This is a genomic window from Streptomyces sp. HSS9-12 (genome assembly GCF_054963655.1).
The window spans coordinates 113,751-127,602 of sequence record NZ_JBUEGC010000014.1; the positions used below are offsets into that span (position 1 = coordinate 113,751).

Genomic DNA, 13,852 nt, shown 5'->3' on the forward strand with positions numbered 1-13,852 from the left:
GGGCCTGTGGCGCAGACCGGTAGCGCACCTCGTTCGCATCGAGGGGGTCAGGGGTTCAAATCCCCTCAGGTCCACCGCAGCTCAAAGCCCCTGTCGGAGAGATCCGGCAGGGGCTTTGTCGCGCCGTACAGCAGCGAAGTACAGCAACTACTTCCGATCTTGCCCGTCCAGGTGCTTGCCGAGCTTCCGCAGCGCCTTGCGGGTTGCCTCGGACGGAACGTGGGTGTAGACCTCCATCGTCACGGCGATCTTGCTGTGCCGAAGGATCTGCATCGCGATGCGCGGGTGAACGTCGAGCGCGGCGAGCAGCGATCCGCAGGTGTGCCGAGTGTCGTGCAGCCGGATCCTACGCACACCAGCCTTGGCCGACCGGGCAGCGAACTCACGGTTGAAGTTCCGCGGTTTTATCGGCGTGCCGTAGCGGGTGGTGAATACGAAGCCGGAGTTGGTCCACAGCTCCCGAGCCGCTTGTTTGGCGGGCGAATGCGATGTGCGTGCAGCGACTCGCGGAGCGGGGCAGCGCCGGTGGCGGATCCGCCACCCGGGAGGGGACAGCGGGGCGAAGAAAGGTGGGTCAGGCGGTCACTCGGACGAGCATCGTGCCGATCTTGCGCGGGCCAGGCGGGGCGGCCAGGATCCGGGCCGCAGCGGCCGTAAACCCGTACTCGCTCAGGATCTCAGCCCAGCGCTGCGGCTCGTAGTCCCAGCGCTTCACGACGAGCGGGTCCTCGTCTTCCGACCGATTGATGTACGAGGTTTGACAGCCATAGCACTCTTCGATCGGCGGCCGTTGGGAGAAGGCCAACACGCCCCCAGGGCGTAGCCGTTCCCGGATTGCCGGGAGAAGCAGGGCGGGGTTGGTGAACCAGACGGCGCCGAAGACGGAGAAGACGGCGTCGAAGGTGTCCGGGCAGTGGGCCAGGAATTCGAGCGCGTCGGCCTGGTGCAGCTCCATCGTGACGGTGTCCGCCCACCGGGCGCTTGCGGCCTTGAGCTGCGCGAGGGATAGGTCGACGCCGACAGCCCGGGCACCGAGGGATGCGACGTGCGCCAGGTTCCCGCCCTTGCCGCACCCCAGCTCCAGTACGGCCGATCCGGGGCCGACGCCAAGTACTTCAGCACCGGGTCCGTGATCGGGGTACTGCGTCCAGTTGAACCACGTTGTCTCGCCTGCGGCGTTCACCAGCCGTCGCTCGGGCCTCTGCTGTGCGTAGGTGTCCCAGGCCGTCTCTGCCATGTGAGATCTGCTCCGCTCGTAGGGCCAGCCGCCCGGCGCGGGCCGGACGGCTGGGCAGACGCATCGTGTCTTCCTACGCCTTCTTCTTGCCGCTGTTGGGGCTGTCGGTGCAGCCGGCGTGGCACTGGCTGCAGTCGGCTACCTCGGGCCACAACTCAAGGTCGACGGCATATCCGGATGCGGTGATGGCGTCCAACGTACGTTGCCGGGCCACCGCGGCGGTGCCGCGTTCACCCATCTCCGGGTCGGCGGGGACGTGGTGGATGAAGCGTCCGGCGATGCTTCCGCAGAAGGCGGCGTACTCGTAGGTGTGGAGGATGAAGGTGTGCCAGCCGATGTCGACGGTCTCGCTCGGTGACAGCGGGGTGTTGGGGTGGTCGGCACCGGCCTTGAGGAACCCGGCCGTCTGGGCGACGATCCGTTCGGCGAGCGGCAGGCGATGTCCGGGTGGTCCTTGACGATGCGGGACGCGAGCCGGTCGAGGATGTCCTTGCTGAGGAGCGTCCTGGGGTCGGTGGCGGTGGACTGTTCCACCATGACGGTCACAGTGCCTCCTGGGCTGTAGGTGATGCCTCCCAGTGAGGAAGGCTTGGCCCGCCCCGGTCGCCGACAGGCGCTGCGGCGGGGGCGGGGGTTGGCGGGCCGCCAACGGGCGTTGCCGTGGGCGGCGCGGGCTTACGGGACACGGCGCAACTCAGTCCGCGATCATCAGCGGATCGCAGCAGGTCACTTCCTTCGAGGTCATTGCGCGCATCGCAGATGGCCTGCGCATCCCCGGGAACCTGCTGGGGCTCGCCCCGCGGCCATGGGAAGGGCAACAGCAGGAGCCGCAGGACGAACAGCCGTCAGCGTCGGCGGGTGAACGGCCAGGCACCATTGAGGTCCCATGGCTTCCTTACGCCACCACGGACCTGGCCGCCCGCCTATCAAGGAGCGACCTGATGATGGACCGCCGCGCAGCCGCGCGCGCCCTGGCGGCCACAGTTGTGACCGGCGCCGCCCTGCTCGACCCGCTGGAGGGCTGGCGCCAGCCCCCTGCGGCCGCCGAGTCAACCCGCAGCCGGAGTCGCCTTGGACAACGCCATGTCGACCAGTTGGAGCAGACTGCCCGCGCTTTCCGCCGCTGGGACCACCACTACGGCGGGGGGCTCCGCCGTAAGGCCGTCCTCGGCCTGCTCAACGAGGTAGCCACTGCCCTCGACGAGCACCAGGCGCCCGCCATCGAACAACGCCTCTACCGCGTCATGGCACATCTCGCCGGCAACGCGGCAACGATGGCCTGGGACTCCGGCCTCCAGCGCCGCGCCCAGGACTACTACCGCCTGGCGCTCCGCTCCTCACACGCTGGGCAGGACACCGTGTTCGGCGCCAACGTGCTGGCGGGCATGGCCCGGCAGATGCTCTACTGCGACCGGCCCCAGGACGCCCTGGAACTCGTACGGCTCGCCCAGGACGGCTCCCGAGGCATCGCTGGCCCGCGCCTGCGCGCCATGCTGCACACCCGTGAGGCATGGGCGCTGTCGGCCATGGGCAGGTATGCAGCCTTCTGGCGGGCGACCGAGCAGGCCCGAGAGGCACTTGCCGGCGCCGTGCATGGCGAAGAGCCTTACTGGATTGGCTACTTCGACGAGGCCGAGCTCTCCGGAGTCACTGGCGGCCGACTCCTCGATCTCGCCCGCCAAGACCCGACCGCCCACGCGGATGCCGCTGCGAACCAGATCCGCCGCGCTCTCGACCACCGCGGCCCGGAGGCTGGTCGCAGTCACGCCCTGGACCGGATCGGGCTTGCCGAGTGCCACTTCCTCATGGGTGACCTCTCCGGGGCCGTGGAGCACACCCACCACGCGGTAGAGGCTGCGGAGCTCACTCAGTCAGCCCGGGTCCGGACACAACTCAGCCAGCTGTACCCGTACACGGTGGGCCATGGAGCATCACAAGCCGTCCGAGGAGCGCGCGGTAGGATCCGCGAGCTGTTGGCGAGTTGAGAGGTAGAGCAGCGTGACGACGATCGCGGTGACCGGGCACATGGACCTCACCGACGACAGCGTGGAGATGGTACGTGCGGGCCTGCGCGAGGCGCTGAGCCCGTACGCCGGTGGTGAGCTGGTGGGCCTGTCGTGCATTGCTCGCGGCTCCGACAGCCTGTTCGCGGAGGCGCTGCTGGAGGCCGGCGGCCGCCTGATCGTCGTGCTGCCGTCACGGGACTACCGGCAGGCGAAGGTGAAGCCTGATCACGCCCCGGTTTTCGACCGGCTGATGGAGGCGGCTCACGAGGTGCTGGTCATGCCCTACGAGGCAGCGAACCGCGAGGCGTACGAAGCGGCCAACAAGGTCCTTCTCGAGCGCGCTGACCGTGTCGTCGCGGTATGGAACGGAGAGCAGCCACCGAGCGGCAACGGCGGCGGCACCGCCGACGTGGTACTCGCCGCTCGGGAGGCCGGACTTCCGGTGCACGTGGTGTGGCCAGAGGGCGCAGCACGTCGAATGTGAATGCATCAAGCGTCGCCCCAGCGACGACTCCGGAAGGCGCCTACCGGGACCGGACACACTAGGGAGTTGGTGGGGCTGTTACAGGTTTCTCTACGTCATCAAGGCCCGCGCACGGCGCGGGCGCGCGCCGCCTCTGCGGCACGGCCTGCCTCTTGTCTCCGCCCCGGCTGGCCGCGCCCGGCGGCGCGCTAGCGGCTGCGGGCATGGGGTAGGAGAAACCCTCTGTGGCTGGGGCGGTCGGCTCCACCACTTTAGCCAGCCACTTTGGCGCGAGCCTCGAAGATCATGGCCCCAGCGTCGTGCTTTACCGGGCAGGTCCACAGACTGCCCGACGCGCCGGAAGCTTACGGGGCCATGATCACTCGCGCCAAAGCAGCTCCCGGCCAAAGTCGCTACGCCGATCTTCGAGGGTCAGCGCCCGTAGACATGGCCGCGTACCAGCGGGTCATGCTCCAAGATGAAGTCGGATACGGCCCAGAACTCCGACAACTTCGGGAAGCGACGACCCCCTGAGCGCTCGGGGGCTGTGTACTTCTTCTAGCGTTGGGACTGCCTATCCTCACTGGGCACGCCGGTGTCCACGGCAGTGGAGTCATGTCTCTCTGCTGCGATCATGCGTTGACGCGCAGCATGTTCATCGGTCCGGGCGTCGTAGGACATCAGCTTCGGCAGCGAGATGGCTAGCAGGCCGGCGGCGGCCACGCACATAAGGCCGCCCGACCAGACCGAGGTGCGGACGCCGACGAGGGCGGCCATGCCCCCGGCGCGGACCTGGCCCAGCTGAAGGCCCGCGATGGAGAGCATCTCGAAGCCAGCGAGGCGGCCGCGCAGCTCGTCAGGGATCGTCTGGTTCCAGATCGTCCGGCGGAAGATGCCGCTGATCGTGTCGCAGCCGCCCGCAACGGTGAGAAGGAGCAGCACCAGCCAGACGTTGTGCACCAGGCCCGCCATCGTCATCGTGAGGCCAAACGTGGTGGCCGAGAGGATCTGCATGCGGCCGTGGTGATGGATGCGGGACGACCAGCCGCTGGTGAGGCTCACCACGAGAGCACCGGCCGGCAGCGCCGCGTACATCAGCCCCAGGGACCAGGGTGCGTCCAGGTCGTCGGCGAGGAAGGGGAAGACCGCGATGGGGAACCCGAGGCCGGTCTGGGCCACGTCGACGGCGTAGGTGCCGAGCAACTCCTTGCGCCTCCACGCGTAGCGTGCGCCGTCCGCGATCGAGCGGAGCGACGGCTTCCCGGCGCCGCGCGGGGCCAGGCACGGCCGCAGGCGCAGGCTGAGGGCGACCGAGACGGCGAAGGTGGCGACGTCGATGACGTACGCCCACTGAAGACCGGCGAGGGCGATGAGGAGGCCCGCCAGGGACGGGCCCGCGATCGAACCGATCTGCCAACGCAGGGCGTTGAGGGCGCTGGCTGCGGTGAGCTGGTCGTGCGGGACGACGCGGGGCACCATCGCGTCCAGCGCCGGGCGCTGCAGGCCGCCGAGGGCGCTGCTCAGCGCCGCGACGACGTACAGCGGCCAGACCATGGGGTGGGGAAGCAGCGCGTTGGCCATGAGGGCGACCACCAGCAGACCGAGTGCCGCCTCCGTGTACACGATCAGCTTGCGGCGGTCGAGGGCGTCTGCCAGCGCACCACCATAGAGCCCAAAGAGGATGAGCGGTATCAGCTCGACTGCGCCAACTGCGCCGACTGCCAGGGGTGAGTCGGTCATCTCCTTCATCTGGACGGGCACGGCCACCAGGGTCAGGGCGCTGCCGAAGTTCGTGATCAGCCCCGAGCACCACATCAGCCGGAAGTCGCGGGAAGACCGCCAGGGGGCGAGGTCGGGGAGGAAGCGAGGCATGGGACGCGATCCTGGCGGTCTGTGACCGCTAGGGCAACTGCTACTCCGTCGGACCGCGCCCACCTACGTTCCGCTTACAGTGTGGGAAGAATCACCCTGACAGCCTGGGAGCGCACGAGAAGGGCACGCGTGCCCCCTGCGTGCCCGATCGGCCAGCAAGCGACGGGGGAACAGCGGGGAACGTCGGAGAGCGGCCCACCGATGCGCAGGTCAGCGTCTTGCCTGGTCACGGCACACCCGGTTACGCGATCTTCCAAACTGGCTCCAGAACCGCGCGGTGGCGCTTCAAGGGCCCATTGAGACTCCACCGACCGCGTCGCTATCCGTGCGCACTGATTCACAGCGGCAACTGTTCCCAGGCTCGGGTTGAGAGGCGTTCCTCTGTCCATGCGGTGTGGCGCCTTCGTAGTTCAGCGCCAGTCAGATCGGTGCGGCCTACGTCCTGATAGTTCGGTAGCCATGTTTCGACAGTCCTGTAGGACCTTGCCAGGGTGGACAGGTCCCACAGCTCCAGATCGGGCACTTTCTGTTGTGCTGCTTCCTCGTAAGCCTTCACGAACACCTCGGCCGCAGCCGGGCCGTGCATCAGCACCATGTCCAACCGGCACCAGCTCACGTCGAAACCTCGTGGTGCGAGTGATGCTCCCGATCAGTCGATCACGCCAGTGATGCGACCCGCCTGCCACAGCACATTGCCCGCCCAGTAGTCGTAGTGCGTCAGCACCATCGGTTGTTCTCTCAGCCGGTGGCCATGCGTGGCCAAGATCGGGGCGGCAGGCCCTTCACTCTCGGGACCTGCAACCGAAGCGGCGGCCATACCATCCCGAAGGCCGCCGAGTCGCGTTAGCGGAACGGCATGGACCCGGGCCAGCACTTGACCTAGCTGGGCGGCCACGTCGTTGGGGGAGGTCGGCATAAGATCAGCTCTGCCAGCAAGCCGTGAGACTAGGACTGAAGGCTCCGCACCGACGCCCATCCGGGTCGACGTCCAGCAAGCGCGGAGCCCAGCCGTCCAAACCCTCAAGGGCGACCAGTGCTTTTGCGTGCCGTGCCGCAGCGTCGTCCTCCTGCGGGTACCGCTGCAGCACCATCTCCGCGGGCGGTTCGGTGGTCTCAATGAGGTGGGTGGCTGCGTGAGTACCCCCGGTGAGTCGTTGGACAGGCCGTGCCAAGGCGACGGAACCCGCGACCTCCGCAGCCCAGGACAATGCCTCAAGAGGTGGTTCGGCTCTAGTCATCGTGTCATGGTGCACGCGCTGGCGTGAGATGAGCAGCCAATTTAAGGTGCGATCCGGACCTCTTCCCTCGGTTGTTTGGGCCGTCTCTGGGCCGTGCGAGGCCGCTCAAGGGCGACCAACGACGACAATGACGGTAACACCCAAGGCAAGAAGACGTCGCGAGCCAAGATCATGCGCGACGGCACATCTGCCATTCAGGAACTGAGAGACTCCCCGCCATGACCAACGGTGAGGTAACAACGCTCCTGGAACGCTTCTCTGATGAAGTCCAGGAAGTAGTGCCTCTGATAGCCCTGTGGGCGCACGGATCCCTGGCGCTTGGCGACTTCCAGTTGGGGCGCAGCGACCTGGATCTGGTGGCCGTCGTTGCGGACGACCTCACCGGCGTGCATCGGGAGCGGCTGCGCACGCTGCATGAAGCGCTCATCGCGAAGACAGAGCTGGCCGCGACGCTGCACTGCTCGTACGTGATTCGCTCTCGCTTCGCCAGCGCGTCACAGCCGCATCTGACATGGGCGCATCAGGAGCTGTTTGAACGACCGGTCTCCCCGGTAAGCCGTCGCGAGCTGCTGTCGGGTGCATTGTGTCTGTACGGTCCGGAGCCTGCCGGCCTGGTGCCACCCGTTAGCGACGAGGAACTAGCGGCATTCGTTCGCGCTGACCTGCGCGAGTTCTGGCACCCCGCTACCGGGAAACCATTGCTGTGGACGCGGGACGTATGGGTCGATCTTGGCATGCTGACGCTTGCCCGCGCGACGGTCACTTTGAGTGATGGGCGGCTGATCACGAAGCGCGAAGCCCTCGACGTGCTCACCGGCCTCGGGGCCCCGGCTGAGGTCGTGCGCGACATTCGTGCCCGCCGCTACGACCCTGAGCGCCCCGCCTCTCCGCCCTGGAAGCGGTACCGTCGCGCCCGGCTGGCCCGAACCTTCGTCCGGTCCACGATCGAGCGTGTTGCGCCGTAGCCTCCGGCAGGCGAGGCTGTGGCCTCACGTGCCAGACGCATGCCAGATCAGGCGGTCAGTCACGGTCAACGGCGGAGGACAGCGGGCAGAGCGACCGGGTCACGGCCGGGGCCCACGAGACGCGGAGCGACCAGCGGAGATCGTCTGCCGCTGACCACCAGGCTTACAAGGCAGCCATCAGCGGCCAGATGCGGCGATCACAGCCCGTGATTCTCTGTGTGTGGCACGCTGCAGCCGAGCTTGTGATGTGCTGAGTCCCGTGAATGGTGGCCTCTCAACTCTCCTTGCCGTGCTCGGCACGTTGCTGGGTGCAGTGGTAACTCACCTGTTTCAACGCAGCACGGCCCAGCGGGTTCAGGGCTTCACCGCGAGCCAACAACTTCGCTCGGAACGTCTGATCGTGTACAGCGACTTCGCCGGCGCCATCACGGAGTTTCGGCGTGGTCAGCAGGACCGCTGGCACAGGAAGAACGAGGATCCCGAGAGTCCGACCTACATCGAAGCGCGCACGGAGTCGTATCGACTCCGGGGCGTGGCTCTCCATGCTCTGTTTCGAGTCCAGCTCATAGCGAGCAGCTCAGAACTTGCCGAGGCCGCAAGGGCAGCCTATGACAAGGCGTCCGTAGTCCACAGAGCGTCGGACTCGGATCACTTGAGTGCCAATGGCGACGAAGCGAGGCTCTTGTTGGAACACTTCGTAGCACTGGCTTCTCACGACGTGCGATGAACCCTTCGGCAACCAGTGACGCCCGTTCTGACGCCAACGGCGTCGCACGGCAGTGGATCCGAGTGGCCATCGGCGGGGGTCGACGAGGTGTACGACGAGGCGTCAGCGGAGGTGTTCGGGCTGCGGATGGGCCAGGTCTGCGCAGGTAGAGGCCAAGCGACTGTCCTTCCCAGGGGCTTGCCGACGTCTGGGGGCCAAGTCGTTGGCCACGTAGTTGGCAGTCGCCGGAGCCACCACGTAGCAGTCCACGACCGGATGGGGGCGGGGCTCGCTGGGCAGGCGCGGCGTATCACGTACGGGCAGGCCGGTCACCTTCTCCAGCCGTTCCCACTCACCCATCGCGCGGAGCCATTGGCCGGCAGTTGGTGTCAGTGTCACGGCCACCTGCCAGCCGCGGTCCAGGGCTGGCTCGACCAGGCCGGTGCGCAACGCCTCCACTCCATCAGCCGCCGTGCCGACGACTCCGAGCACTCCGCGATCGACCACCCTCTGCCACCGCCCCGTCTCGTTGCGCCACGTTCCGCAAGCAAGAGTACGGGCCGGGTCCCCTCGCCCGAGGCTGTTTCCACCCAAAGCAACAGCGGCTACGGCGGCTGCGGTACAGCAGAGAAGTACAGCAACCATCCCGACCTTCAGCGGCCGTCGTTGACCCCGTAACCTTCCTGGCCATGTCAATGGACCTGAGCGACCGCCGCGCCGGTAGTTCGCATCGAGGGGGTCAGGGGTTCAAATCACCTCAGGTCCATGCGAAGCGGAAATCCCGCCCGATCCGATGGATCGGGCGGGATTTCGTCGTTCCGGGCCGGGCTGCGACAACCCTTGGGAAACCACAATGAAACGCACCATGGTCACGCTGGCCGCCGCCGTCGCTCTCGCCGTCGCCCTGACCGGTTGCGGCCATGGCAAGCATCTCTCGGGCCGCGTCATGGACAAGGACCGCGATGTCCACTGCTCCAAGGTGAAGCGGAAGAAGGGGACCAAGTCGCGACGCTGCCACACCGAGTACGAGCTGACCCTTCGCATCAAGCGGGGCAAAGAGGCCGTGGTGGAGGTTTCGGGGGCCGAGTTCCATGCCTGTCGCCTGGGCGCCAAGTACCCCCGCTGCACACGCGGCTGAGTCCCGACGGACTTCGATTGCGTGAGCATCCGCGGGAGTCGGCGCCGGGGACCCTGCGGAGATCCTCCTGATGCACCTTCAGTTCGCGGTCGGCTCAACTGGTGGCCGATGGAATGGCGCACAACCGCCGTCGCGACGGCCACCCCGCACGGCCTGATTCGCTGCGGACACAAGCCCGGTTGACGCACCGCCCGGCAACCGTCCGGCCAAAGGCGACGCGTGAGGACCTTCCCGGCGGGGTGCGGCTCGCTGCGAGGTCGACCGTACCCCGCCGGGCAAGGGAGCGGGTGGGGTCAGCCCGGGTTCTGCGACTGCTGCTGAGCGGCGGCCTGCGCTTCGGCGACCGACTTGTGGACCTCTTCCATGTCCAGGTCACGCGCCTGGCCGATGACGTCCTCCAGCGCCGCCTCCGGCAGCGCACCGGGCTGGGCGAACACCGCCACGTTCTCCCGCACGATCATCAGCGTCGGAATCGACTGAATCTGGAAGGCCGCGGCAAGCTCCGGCTGGGACTCCGTGTCGACCTTGGCGAAGACCAGATCGGAGTGGCGCTCCGCGGCCTTCTCGAACACCGGAGCGAACTGCTTGCACGGTCCGCACCACTCGGCCCAGAAGTCGATCAGGAGGAAGTCGTTGGCGGCGACGATCTCGTCGAAGTTTTCCTTGGTCAGCTCGACCGTACTCATATGTCTACCTGCTTCCGTACAGGGTCGGCGGGTCTCCACCGCTCGGGAACGAGAGGGAGCCTGTCCGTATTCCGATGATTCATGTCGGCGACTTCGGGGGACTGCGGTAAGGATTCCCTCGAGTCCCGACGACGGAGAGGCAGCGGCCATGAGCCCGACCCCGGAGGACCAGGACCAGCAGGTCTATGACGTGATCGTGCTCGGCGGGGGGCCGACCGGCGAGAACCTGGCCGAGCGGGTCCGCGCGGCCGGGCACAGCACCGTCATGGTCGAGGCCGAGCTGGTCGGCGGCGAGTGCTCCTACTGGGCGTGCATGCCGAGCAAGGCGCTGCTGCGGCCCATCGCGGCGCTCGCCGAGGCCCGCGCGGTCGCCGGCGCGCGCGAGGCTGTGAGAGGCGATCTCGATGCCGACGCCGTAGTGACCCGCCGGGACGAGTTCACCTCGCACTGGAAGGACGACAGCCAGGTCCGATGGCTGTCCTCGCGGGGGATCGACCTCGTACGCGGCCACGGCCGGCTCGACGGCCCGCGCCGCGTCGTGGTGGACACCCCGGACGGCGGTCAGCGGCTGCTGGCCGCCCGGCACGCCGTGGCCGTCTGTACGGGCAGCAAGGCGCTGGTGCCGGACCTGCCGGGAGTCGCCGAGGCCCGGCCGTGGACCAGCCGGCACGCCACCAGCGCTCGCGAGGCTCCAGCGCGGCTGGCCGTCGTGGGCGGTGGCGTCGTCGGCTCCGAGATGGCCGGGGCGTGGCAGGGGCTGGGCTCGGCGGTCACCATGCTGGTGCGGGGCGACCGGCTGCTGCCGAGGATGGAGCCCTTCGCCGGAGAGCTGGTCGCGCAGGGGCTGGCCGAGGCCGGGGTGGAGCTTCGTATGGGCGCGAAGGTGACCGAGGTGCGGCGCACGGCCGCAGGCGGCCCAGTGACCATCGGGCTGGACGGTGGCGAGCAGCTGGTGGCCGATGAGGTGCTGTTCGCGACCGGGCGCGCGCCGAGCACCGACGACCTGGGCCTGGAGACGATCGGCCTGGAGCCGGGGTCCTGGCTGGAGGTGGACGACACCTGCCAGGTGACGGCCGTGGCGGACGGCTGGCTGTACGCGGCGGGCGACGTCAACCGCCGCGCCCTGCTCACCCACCAGGGCAAGTACCAGGGCCGGATCGCCGGCGGGGCGATCGCCGCGCGCGCCCGGGGCGCGCAGCTGGAGACGGACGCGTGGGGCGCGCATGTGGCGACCGCGGACCGGGAGGCCGTGCCGCAGGTGGTGTTCACCTCACCCGAGGTGGCCTCGGTCGGGCTGACGGAAGCCGAGGCCGAGCGGCGGGGCAGGCGGGTGCGGGTGGTGGACTACGACCTGGGGAACGTGGCGGGTGCCGCGCTGTACGCGGACGGTTACCGGGGGCAGGCGCGGATGGTCGTCGACGAGGACGGCGGCCATCTGGTCGGTGCCACGTTCGTGGGGCACGGTGTGGCGGAGCTGCTGCAGTCCGCGACGATCGCGGTGGCGGGACGGGTGCCGATCGCGCGGCTGTGGCATGCGGTTCCCGCGTTTCCCACGGTGAGCGAGATCTGGCTGCGGCTGCTGGAGACGTACCGCGGCACGCGGCACTAGCGGGGGCTACGCCGCCGTCAGTGGCTTGGCGAAGCAGCGGCTGCTGTCGTAGTCGCGGTAGAAGCCGAACTTCGGGGCCGGGACGTAGCCGCTGGAGATGTAGAGGGAGATGGCCTCCGGCTGCTTGGTTCCGGTCTCCAGGACCATGCGGATGCGGCCGGCCTCGCGCGCGCTGTCCTCCAGCGCCGCGAGGATCCGGCGGGCCAGGCCTCGGCCCCGCGCCTCGCGGACGACGTACATCCGCTTGATCTCGGCGTCGCCGTCCTGGTAACCCTCACCGTTCTTGTCCTGGGCGCGCCAGCCGCCGGTGGCCACGGAGTGCTCGCCGTCGTACGCGATCAGGTAGAGGCCGCGCGGCGGGTCGAACTCGGCCGGGTCCAGAACGGTGAGGTCACCGTCGCCGTAGCGCTCGGCGTACTCCAGCTGCACCTGCTCGTTCAGCTTGATGGCGTCGGGGTGGTCGAAGCGCACGGTCCGGATATGCATGAGCGCAATCGTACGGTTGTGCGGGCGAGTGCAGGCCGGTATTCGCGTGTCGCGTATCGTGCCGGAATGCTCACTGTGACCTGCGTGAATGTGAACGGGCTCCGGGCCGCCGCGAAGAAGGGCTTCGTGGAGTGGCTGGCGGACACCGATGCCGATGTGGTGTGCCTGCAGGAAGTCCGTGCCGAGCCCGGTCAGCTGCCCGACGAGGTGCGGGAGCCGGATGGCTGGCACGCGGTCCACGCACCTGCGATGGCCAAGGGCAGGGCCGGGGTGTCGCTTCTTTCGCGGCGCGCGCCGGAGCGGGTGCAGGTGGGTTTCGGGTCGGCGGAGTTCGACGGCAGCGGACGCTATGTGGAGGTCGACCTGCCGGGCGTCACTGTCGCGAGCCTCTATCTCCCTTCGGGTGAGGTCGGCACGGAGCGGCAGGAGGAGAAGGAGCGCTTCATGAGCGAGTTCCTGCCGTATCTGAAGGAGCTTCGCGAGCGCGCCGCGGCGGGAGGGCGCGAGGTGCTGGTGTGCGGGGACTGGAACATCGCGCACCGCGAGGCGGATCTGAAGAACTGGAAGGCCAACACCAAGAAGGCGGGCTTCCTGCCGGAGGAGCGGGCCTGGCTCAGCCGTGTCTTCGACGAGGTGCGGTACGTGGATGTGGTGCGGCGGCTCAACCCGGACACCGAGGGGCCCTACTCGTGGTGGTCGTACCGGGGGAAGGCGTTCGACAACGACAGCGGCTGGCGGATCGACCTAGTTTGCACAACGCCCGGTATCGCCGAGCGTGCCGTGAAGGCATTCGTGGAGCGGCCAGCCAGCCACGCGGAACGCTGGTCGGATCACGCGCCCGTGACAGTCGTGTTCGCCTGACGGGGAGTCGGGCCGGGTGGACTTACTCCGCCTCTCCGCTGTCTCCTCCGGCCTCCGCCGCTCCGGCGCCCAGGATGAACGTCCCCTTCGCGGGCAGCGTCGCCACCACGCCCCGCTCCCGCAGCAGCGCGACGGCGCGGCGTACGGTCCCGATGCTGACGCCGTACACCTGGGTCATGGTCCGCTCAGCGGGGAGTGCGGCGCCCTTCGGCAGCTTCCCGGAGCGGATCTCCTCCTGGATCTGGTCGGCCAGTTCCTCGTACCGGTAGCGCGGTAGCTCGCTCATGATCCCAGGCTGACGCGGCCCAGGTCGGTCCGCAGCGGGGGAACGCGTCCGGACGCGTTGGGACGCAGGGAGTGTCAGGGGGACGCGGATCGGGTAGCCTGCGGAGACGAAAGCGGCCCGGCGGCGCTGCGAACGCCCCGGGCCCGGCCCCGACTGCGAAGGAGTCGAGACATGACGAACGGTACAGCGAACACCTGCGGTGCCCGTAAGCCAGGCTGGGAGAACGGTCCGGCAATCGGGCGCCACCGCCTCCCGTGTCTGGAGCCTGCCGGACACAGCGGAGACGTTCACCGTGACGG

The 13,852-nt window shown here is 68.4% G+C and carries 17 protein-coding genes and 1 tRNA gene; 8 read left to right on the forward strand and 10 right to left on the reverse strand.

Annotation, left to right across the window (positions count from 1 at the left end; genetic code table 11):
• A tRNA-Ala gene (locus tag ACY34J_RS10350) sits at positions 1–74 on the forward strand.
• 73 nt (positions 75–147) lie between these two features.
• Here the strand turns inward: ACY34J_RS10350 and ACY34J_RS10355 are convergent.
• From ACY34J_RS10355 to ACY34J_RS10365, 3 genes are all read right to left on the reverse strand, one after another.
• A complete protein-coding gene (locus ACY34J_RS10355) occupies positions 148–555 on the reverse strand; it encodes a site-specific integrase (protein WP_462761950.1) in 408 nt (135 codons plus the stop codon).
• Positions 556–574: 19 nt separating this feature from the next.
• On the reverse strand, positions 575–1,237 hold the full coding sequence (locus ACY34J_RS10360; protein WP_462726085.1) for a class I SAM-dependent methyltransferase: 663 nt from the start codon (positions 1,235–1,237) through the stop codon (positions 575–577).
• Between the two features lie 73 nt (positions 1,238–1,310).
• Positions 1,311–1,886, reverse strand: coding sequence for a glycine-rich domain-containing protein (locus tag ACY34J_RS10365; RefSeq protein ID WP_462726084.1), 576 nt, complete (start codon positions 1,884–1,886; stop codon positions 1,311–1,313).
• A 292-nt stretch (positions 1,887–2,178) separates the two neighbouring features.
• Between ACY34J_RS10365 and ACY34J_RS10370 the strand changes: the two genes are divergently transcribed.
• Complete coding sequence (locus ACY34J_RS10370; RefSeq protein WP_462726083.1) at positions 2,179–3,222, forward strand: hypothetical protein; 1,044 nt, start codon at positions 2,179–2,181, stop codon at positions 3,220–3,222.
• A gap of 13 nt (positions 3,223–3,235) precedes the next feature.
• On the forward strand, positions 3,236–3,727 hold the full coding sequence (locus ACY34J_RS10375; RefSeq protein ID WP_462726082.1) for a hypothetical protein: 492 nt from the start codon (positions 3,236–3,238) through the stop codon (positions 3,725–3,727).
• Positions 3,728–4,264: 537 nt separating this feature from the next.
• On the opposite strand, the gene ACY34J_RS10380 is transcribed toward ACY34J_RS10375, so the two are convergent.
• From ACY34J_RS10380 to ACY34J_RS10390, 3 genes are all read right to left on the reverse strand, one after another.
• Positions 4,265–5,578, reverse strand: coding sequence for an MFS transporter (locus ACY34J_RS10380; RefSeq protein ID WP_462726081.1), 1,314 nt, complete (start codon positions 5,576–5,578; stop codon positions 4,265–4,267).
• A gap of 337 nt (positions 5,579–5,915) precedes the next feature.
• Complete coding sequence (locus ACY34J_RS10385; protein ID WP_462726080.1) at positions 5,916–6,173, reverse strand: hypothetical protein; 258 nt, start codon at positions 6,171–6,173, stop codon at positions 5,916–5,918.
• Positions 6,174–6,227: 54 nt separating this feature from the next.
• The gene (locus ACY34J_RS10390; protein WP_462726079.1) at positions 6,228–6,554 is read right to left on the reverse strand and encodes a phosphotransferase; all 327 of its coding nucleotides are present in this window, start codon (positions 6,552–6,554) and stop codon (positions 6,228–6,230) included.
• 480 nt (positions 6,555–7,034) lie between these two features.
• On the opposite strand from ACY34J_RS10390, the gene ACY34J_RS10395 reads away from it, so the two are divergent.
• Both ACY34J_RS10395 and ACY34J_RS10400 read left to right on the forward strand, forming a co-directional pair.
• Positions 7,035–7,781, forward strand: coding sequence for a nucleotidyltransferase domain-containing protein (locus ACY34J_RS10395; RefSeq protein ID WP_462726078.1), 747 nt, complete (start codon positions 7,035–7,037; stop codon positions 7,779–7,781).
• Between the two features lie 289 nt (positions 7,782–8,070).
• Complete coding sequence (locus ACY34J_RS10400; protein WP_462761949.1) at positions 8,071–8,508, forward strand: hypothetical protein; 438 nt, start codon at positions 8,071–8,073, stop codon at positions 8,506–8,508.
• A gap of 102 nt (positions 8,509–8,610) precedes the next feature.
• On the opposite strand, the gene ACY34J_RS10405 is transcribed toward ACY34J_RS10400, so the two are convergent.
• Complete coding sequence (locus ACY34J_RS10405; protein WP_462726076.1) at positions 8,611–8,994, reverse strand: HFCD family protein; 384 nt, start codon at positions 8,992–8,994, stop codon at positions 8,611–8,613.
• A 346-nt stretch (positions 8,995–9,340) separates the two neighbouring features.
• On the opposite strand from ACY34J_RS10405, the gene ACY34J_RS10410 reads away from it, so the two are divergent.
• On the forward strand, positions 9,341–9,625 hold the full coding sequence (locus tag ACY34J_RS10410; protein ID WP_462726075.1) for a hypothetical protein: 285 nt from the start codon (positions 9,341–9,343) through the stop codon (positions 9,623–9,625).
• A gap of 293 nt (positions 9,626–9,918) precedes the next feature.
• On the opposite strand, the gene trxA is transcribed toward ACY34J_RS10410, so the two are convergent.
• Entirely contained in the window at positions 9,919–10,311 is a 393-nt protein-coding gene (trxA, locus tag ACY34J_RS10415) for a thioredoxin (RefSeq protein ID WP_462726074.1), read from the reverse strand.
• 148 nt (positions 10,312–10,459) lie between these two features.
• On the opposite strand from trxA, the gene ACY34J_RS10420 reads away from it, so the two are divergent.
• Entirely contained in the window at positions 10,460–11,920 is a 1,461-nt protein-coding gene (locus ACY34J_RS10420) for a dihydrolipoyl dehydrogenase family protein (protein ID WP_462726073.1), read from the forward strand.
• Positions 11,921–11,926: 6 nt separating this feature from the next.
• On the opposite strand, the gene ACY34J_RS10425 is transcribed toward ACY34J_RS10420, so the two are convergent.
• Positions 11,927–12,406: a GNAT family N-acetyltransferase gene (locus tag ACY34J_RS10425; protein WP_462726072.1), complete on the reverse strand. Its 480-nt coding sequence runs from the start codon at positions 12,404–12,406 to the stop codon at positions 11,927–11,929.
• Positions 12,407–12,472: 66 nt separating this feature from the next.
• Between ACY34J_RS10425 and ACY34J_RS10430 the strand changes: the two genes are divergently transcribed.
• Positions 12,473–13,267 carry an exodeoxyribonuclease III gene (locus tag ACY34J_RS10430; protein WP_462726071.1) on the forward strand — a complete coding sequence of 265 codons (795 nt, stop codon included), beginning with the start codon at positions 12,473–12,475 and terminating at the stop codon, positions 13,265–13,267.
• Positions 13,268–13,289: 22 nt separating this feature from the next.
• On the opposite strand, the gene ACY34J_RS10435 is transcribed toward ACY34J_RS10430, so the two are convergent.
• Entirely contained in the window at positions 13,290–13,553 is a 264-nt protein-coding gene (locus tag ACY34J_RS10435; protein ID WP_462726070.1) for a winged helix-turn-helix domain-containing protein, read from the reverse strand.
• Positions 13,554–13,852 lie beyond the last annotated feature (299 nt).

What these genes read in the sequence shown, in the direction of transcription:
- ACY34J_RS10360 (WP_462726085.1), bottom strand. Translation starts at nt 1,237, where the DNA reads ATGGCAGAGACGGCCTGGGACACCTACGCACAGCAGAGGCCCGAGCGA.
- ACY34J_RS10370 (WP_462726083.1), top strand. Translation starts at nt 2,179, where the DNA reads ATGATGGACCGCCGCGCAGCCGCGCGCGCCCTGGCGGCCACAGTTGTG.
- ACY34J_RS10380 (WP_462726081.1), bottom strand. Translation starts at nt 5,578, where the DNA reads ATGCCTCGCTTCCTCCCCGACCTCGCCCCCTGGCGGTCTTCCCGCGAC.
- ACY34J_RS10385 (WP_462726080.1), bottom strand. Translation starts at nt 6,173, where the DNA reads ATGGTGCTGATGCACGGCCCGGCTGCGGCCGAGGTGTTCGTGAAGGCT.
- ACY34J_RS10390 (WP_462726079.1), bottom strand. Translation starts at nt 6,554, where the DNA reads ATGGGCGTCGGTGCGGAGCCTTCAGTCCTAGTCTCACGGCTTGCTGGC.
- ACY34J_RS10395 (WP_462726078.1), top strand. Translation starts at nt 7,035, where the DNA reads ATGACCAACGGTGAGGTAACAACGCTCCTGGAACGCTTCTCTGATGAA.
- ACY34J_RS10410 (WP_462726075.1), top strand. Translation starts at nt 9,341, where the DNA reads ATGAAACGCACCATGGTCACGCTGGCCGCCGCCGTCGCTCTCGCCGTC.
- trxA (WP_462726074.1), bottom strand. Translation starts at nt 10,311, where the DNA reads ATGAGTACGGTCGAGCTGACCAAGGAAAACTTCGACGAGATCGTCGCC.
- ACY34J_RS10420 (WP_462726073.1), top strand. Translation starts at nt 10,460, where the DNA reads ATGAGCCCGACCCCGGAGGACCAGGACCAGCAGGTCTATGACGTGATC.
- ACY34J_RS10425 (WP_462726072.1), bottom strand. Translation starts at nt 12,406, where the DNA reads ATGCATATCCGGACCGTGCGCTTCGACCACCCCGACGCCATCAAGCTG.
- ACY34J_RS10430 (WP_462726071.1), top strand. Translation starts at nt 12,473, where the DNA reads ATGCTCACTGTGACCTGCGTGAATGTGAACGGGCTCCGGGCCGCCGCG.
- ACY34J_RS10435 (WP_462726070.1), bottom strand. Translation starts at nt 13,553, where the DNA reads ATGAGCGAGCTACCGCGCTACCGGTACGAGGAACTGGCCGACCAGATC.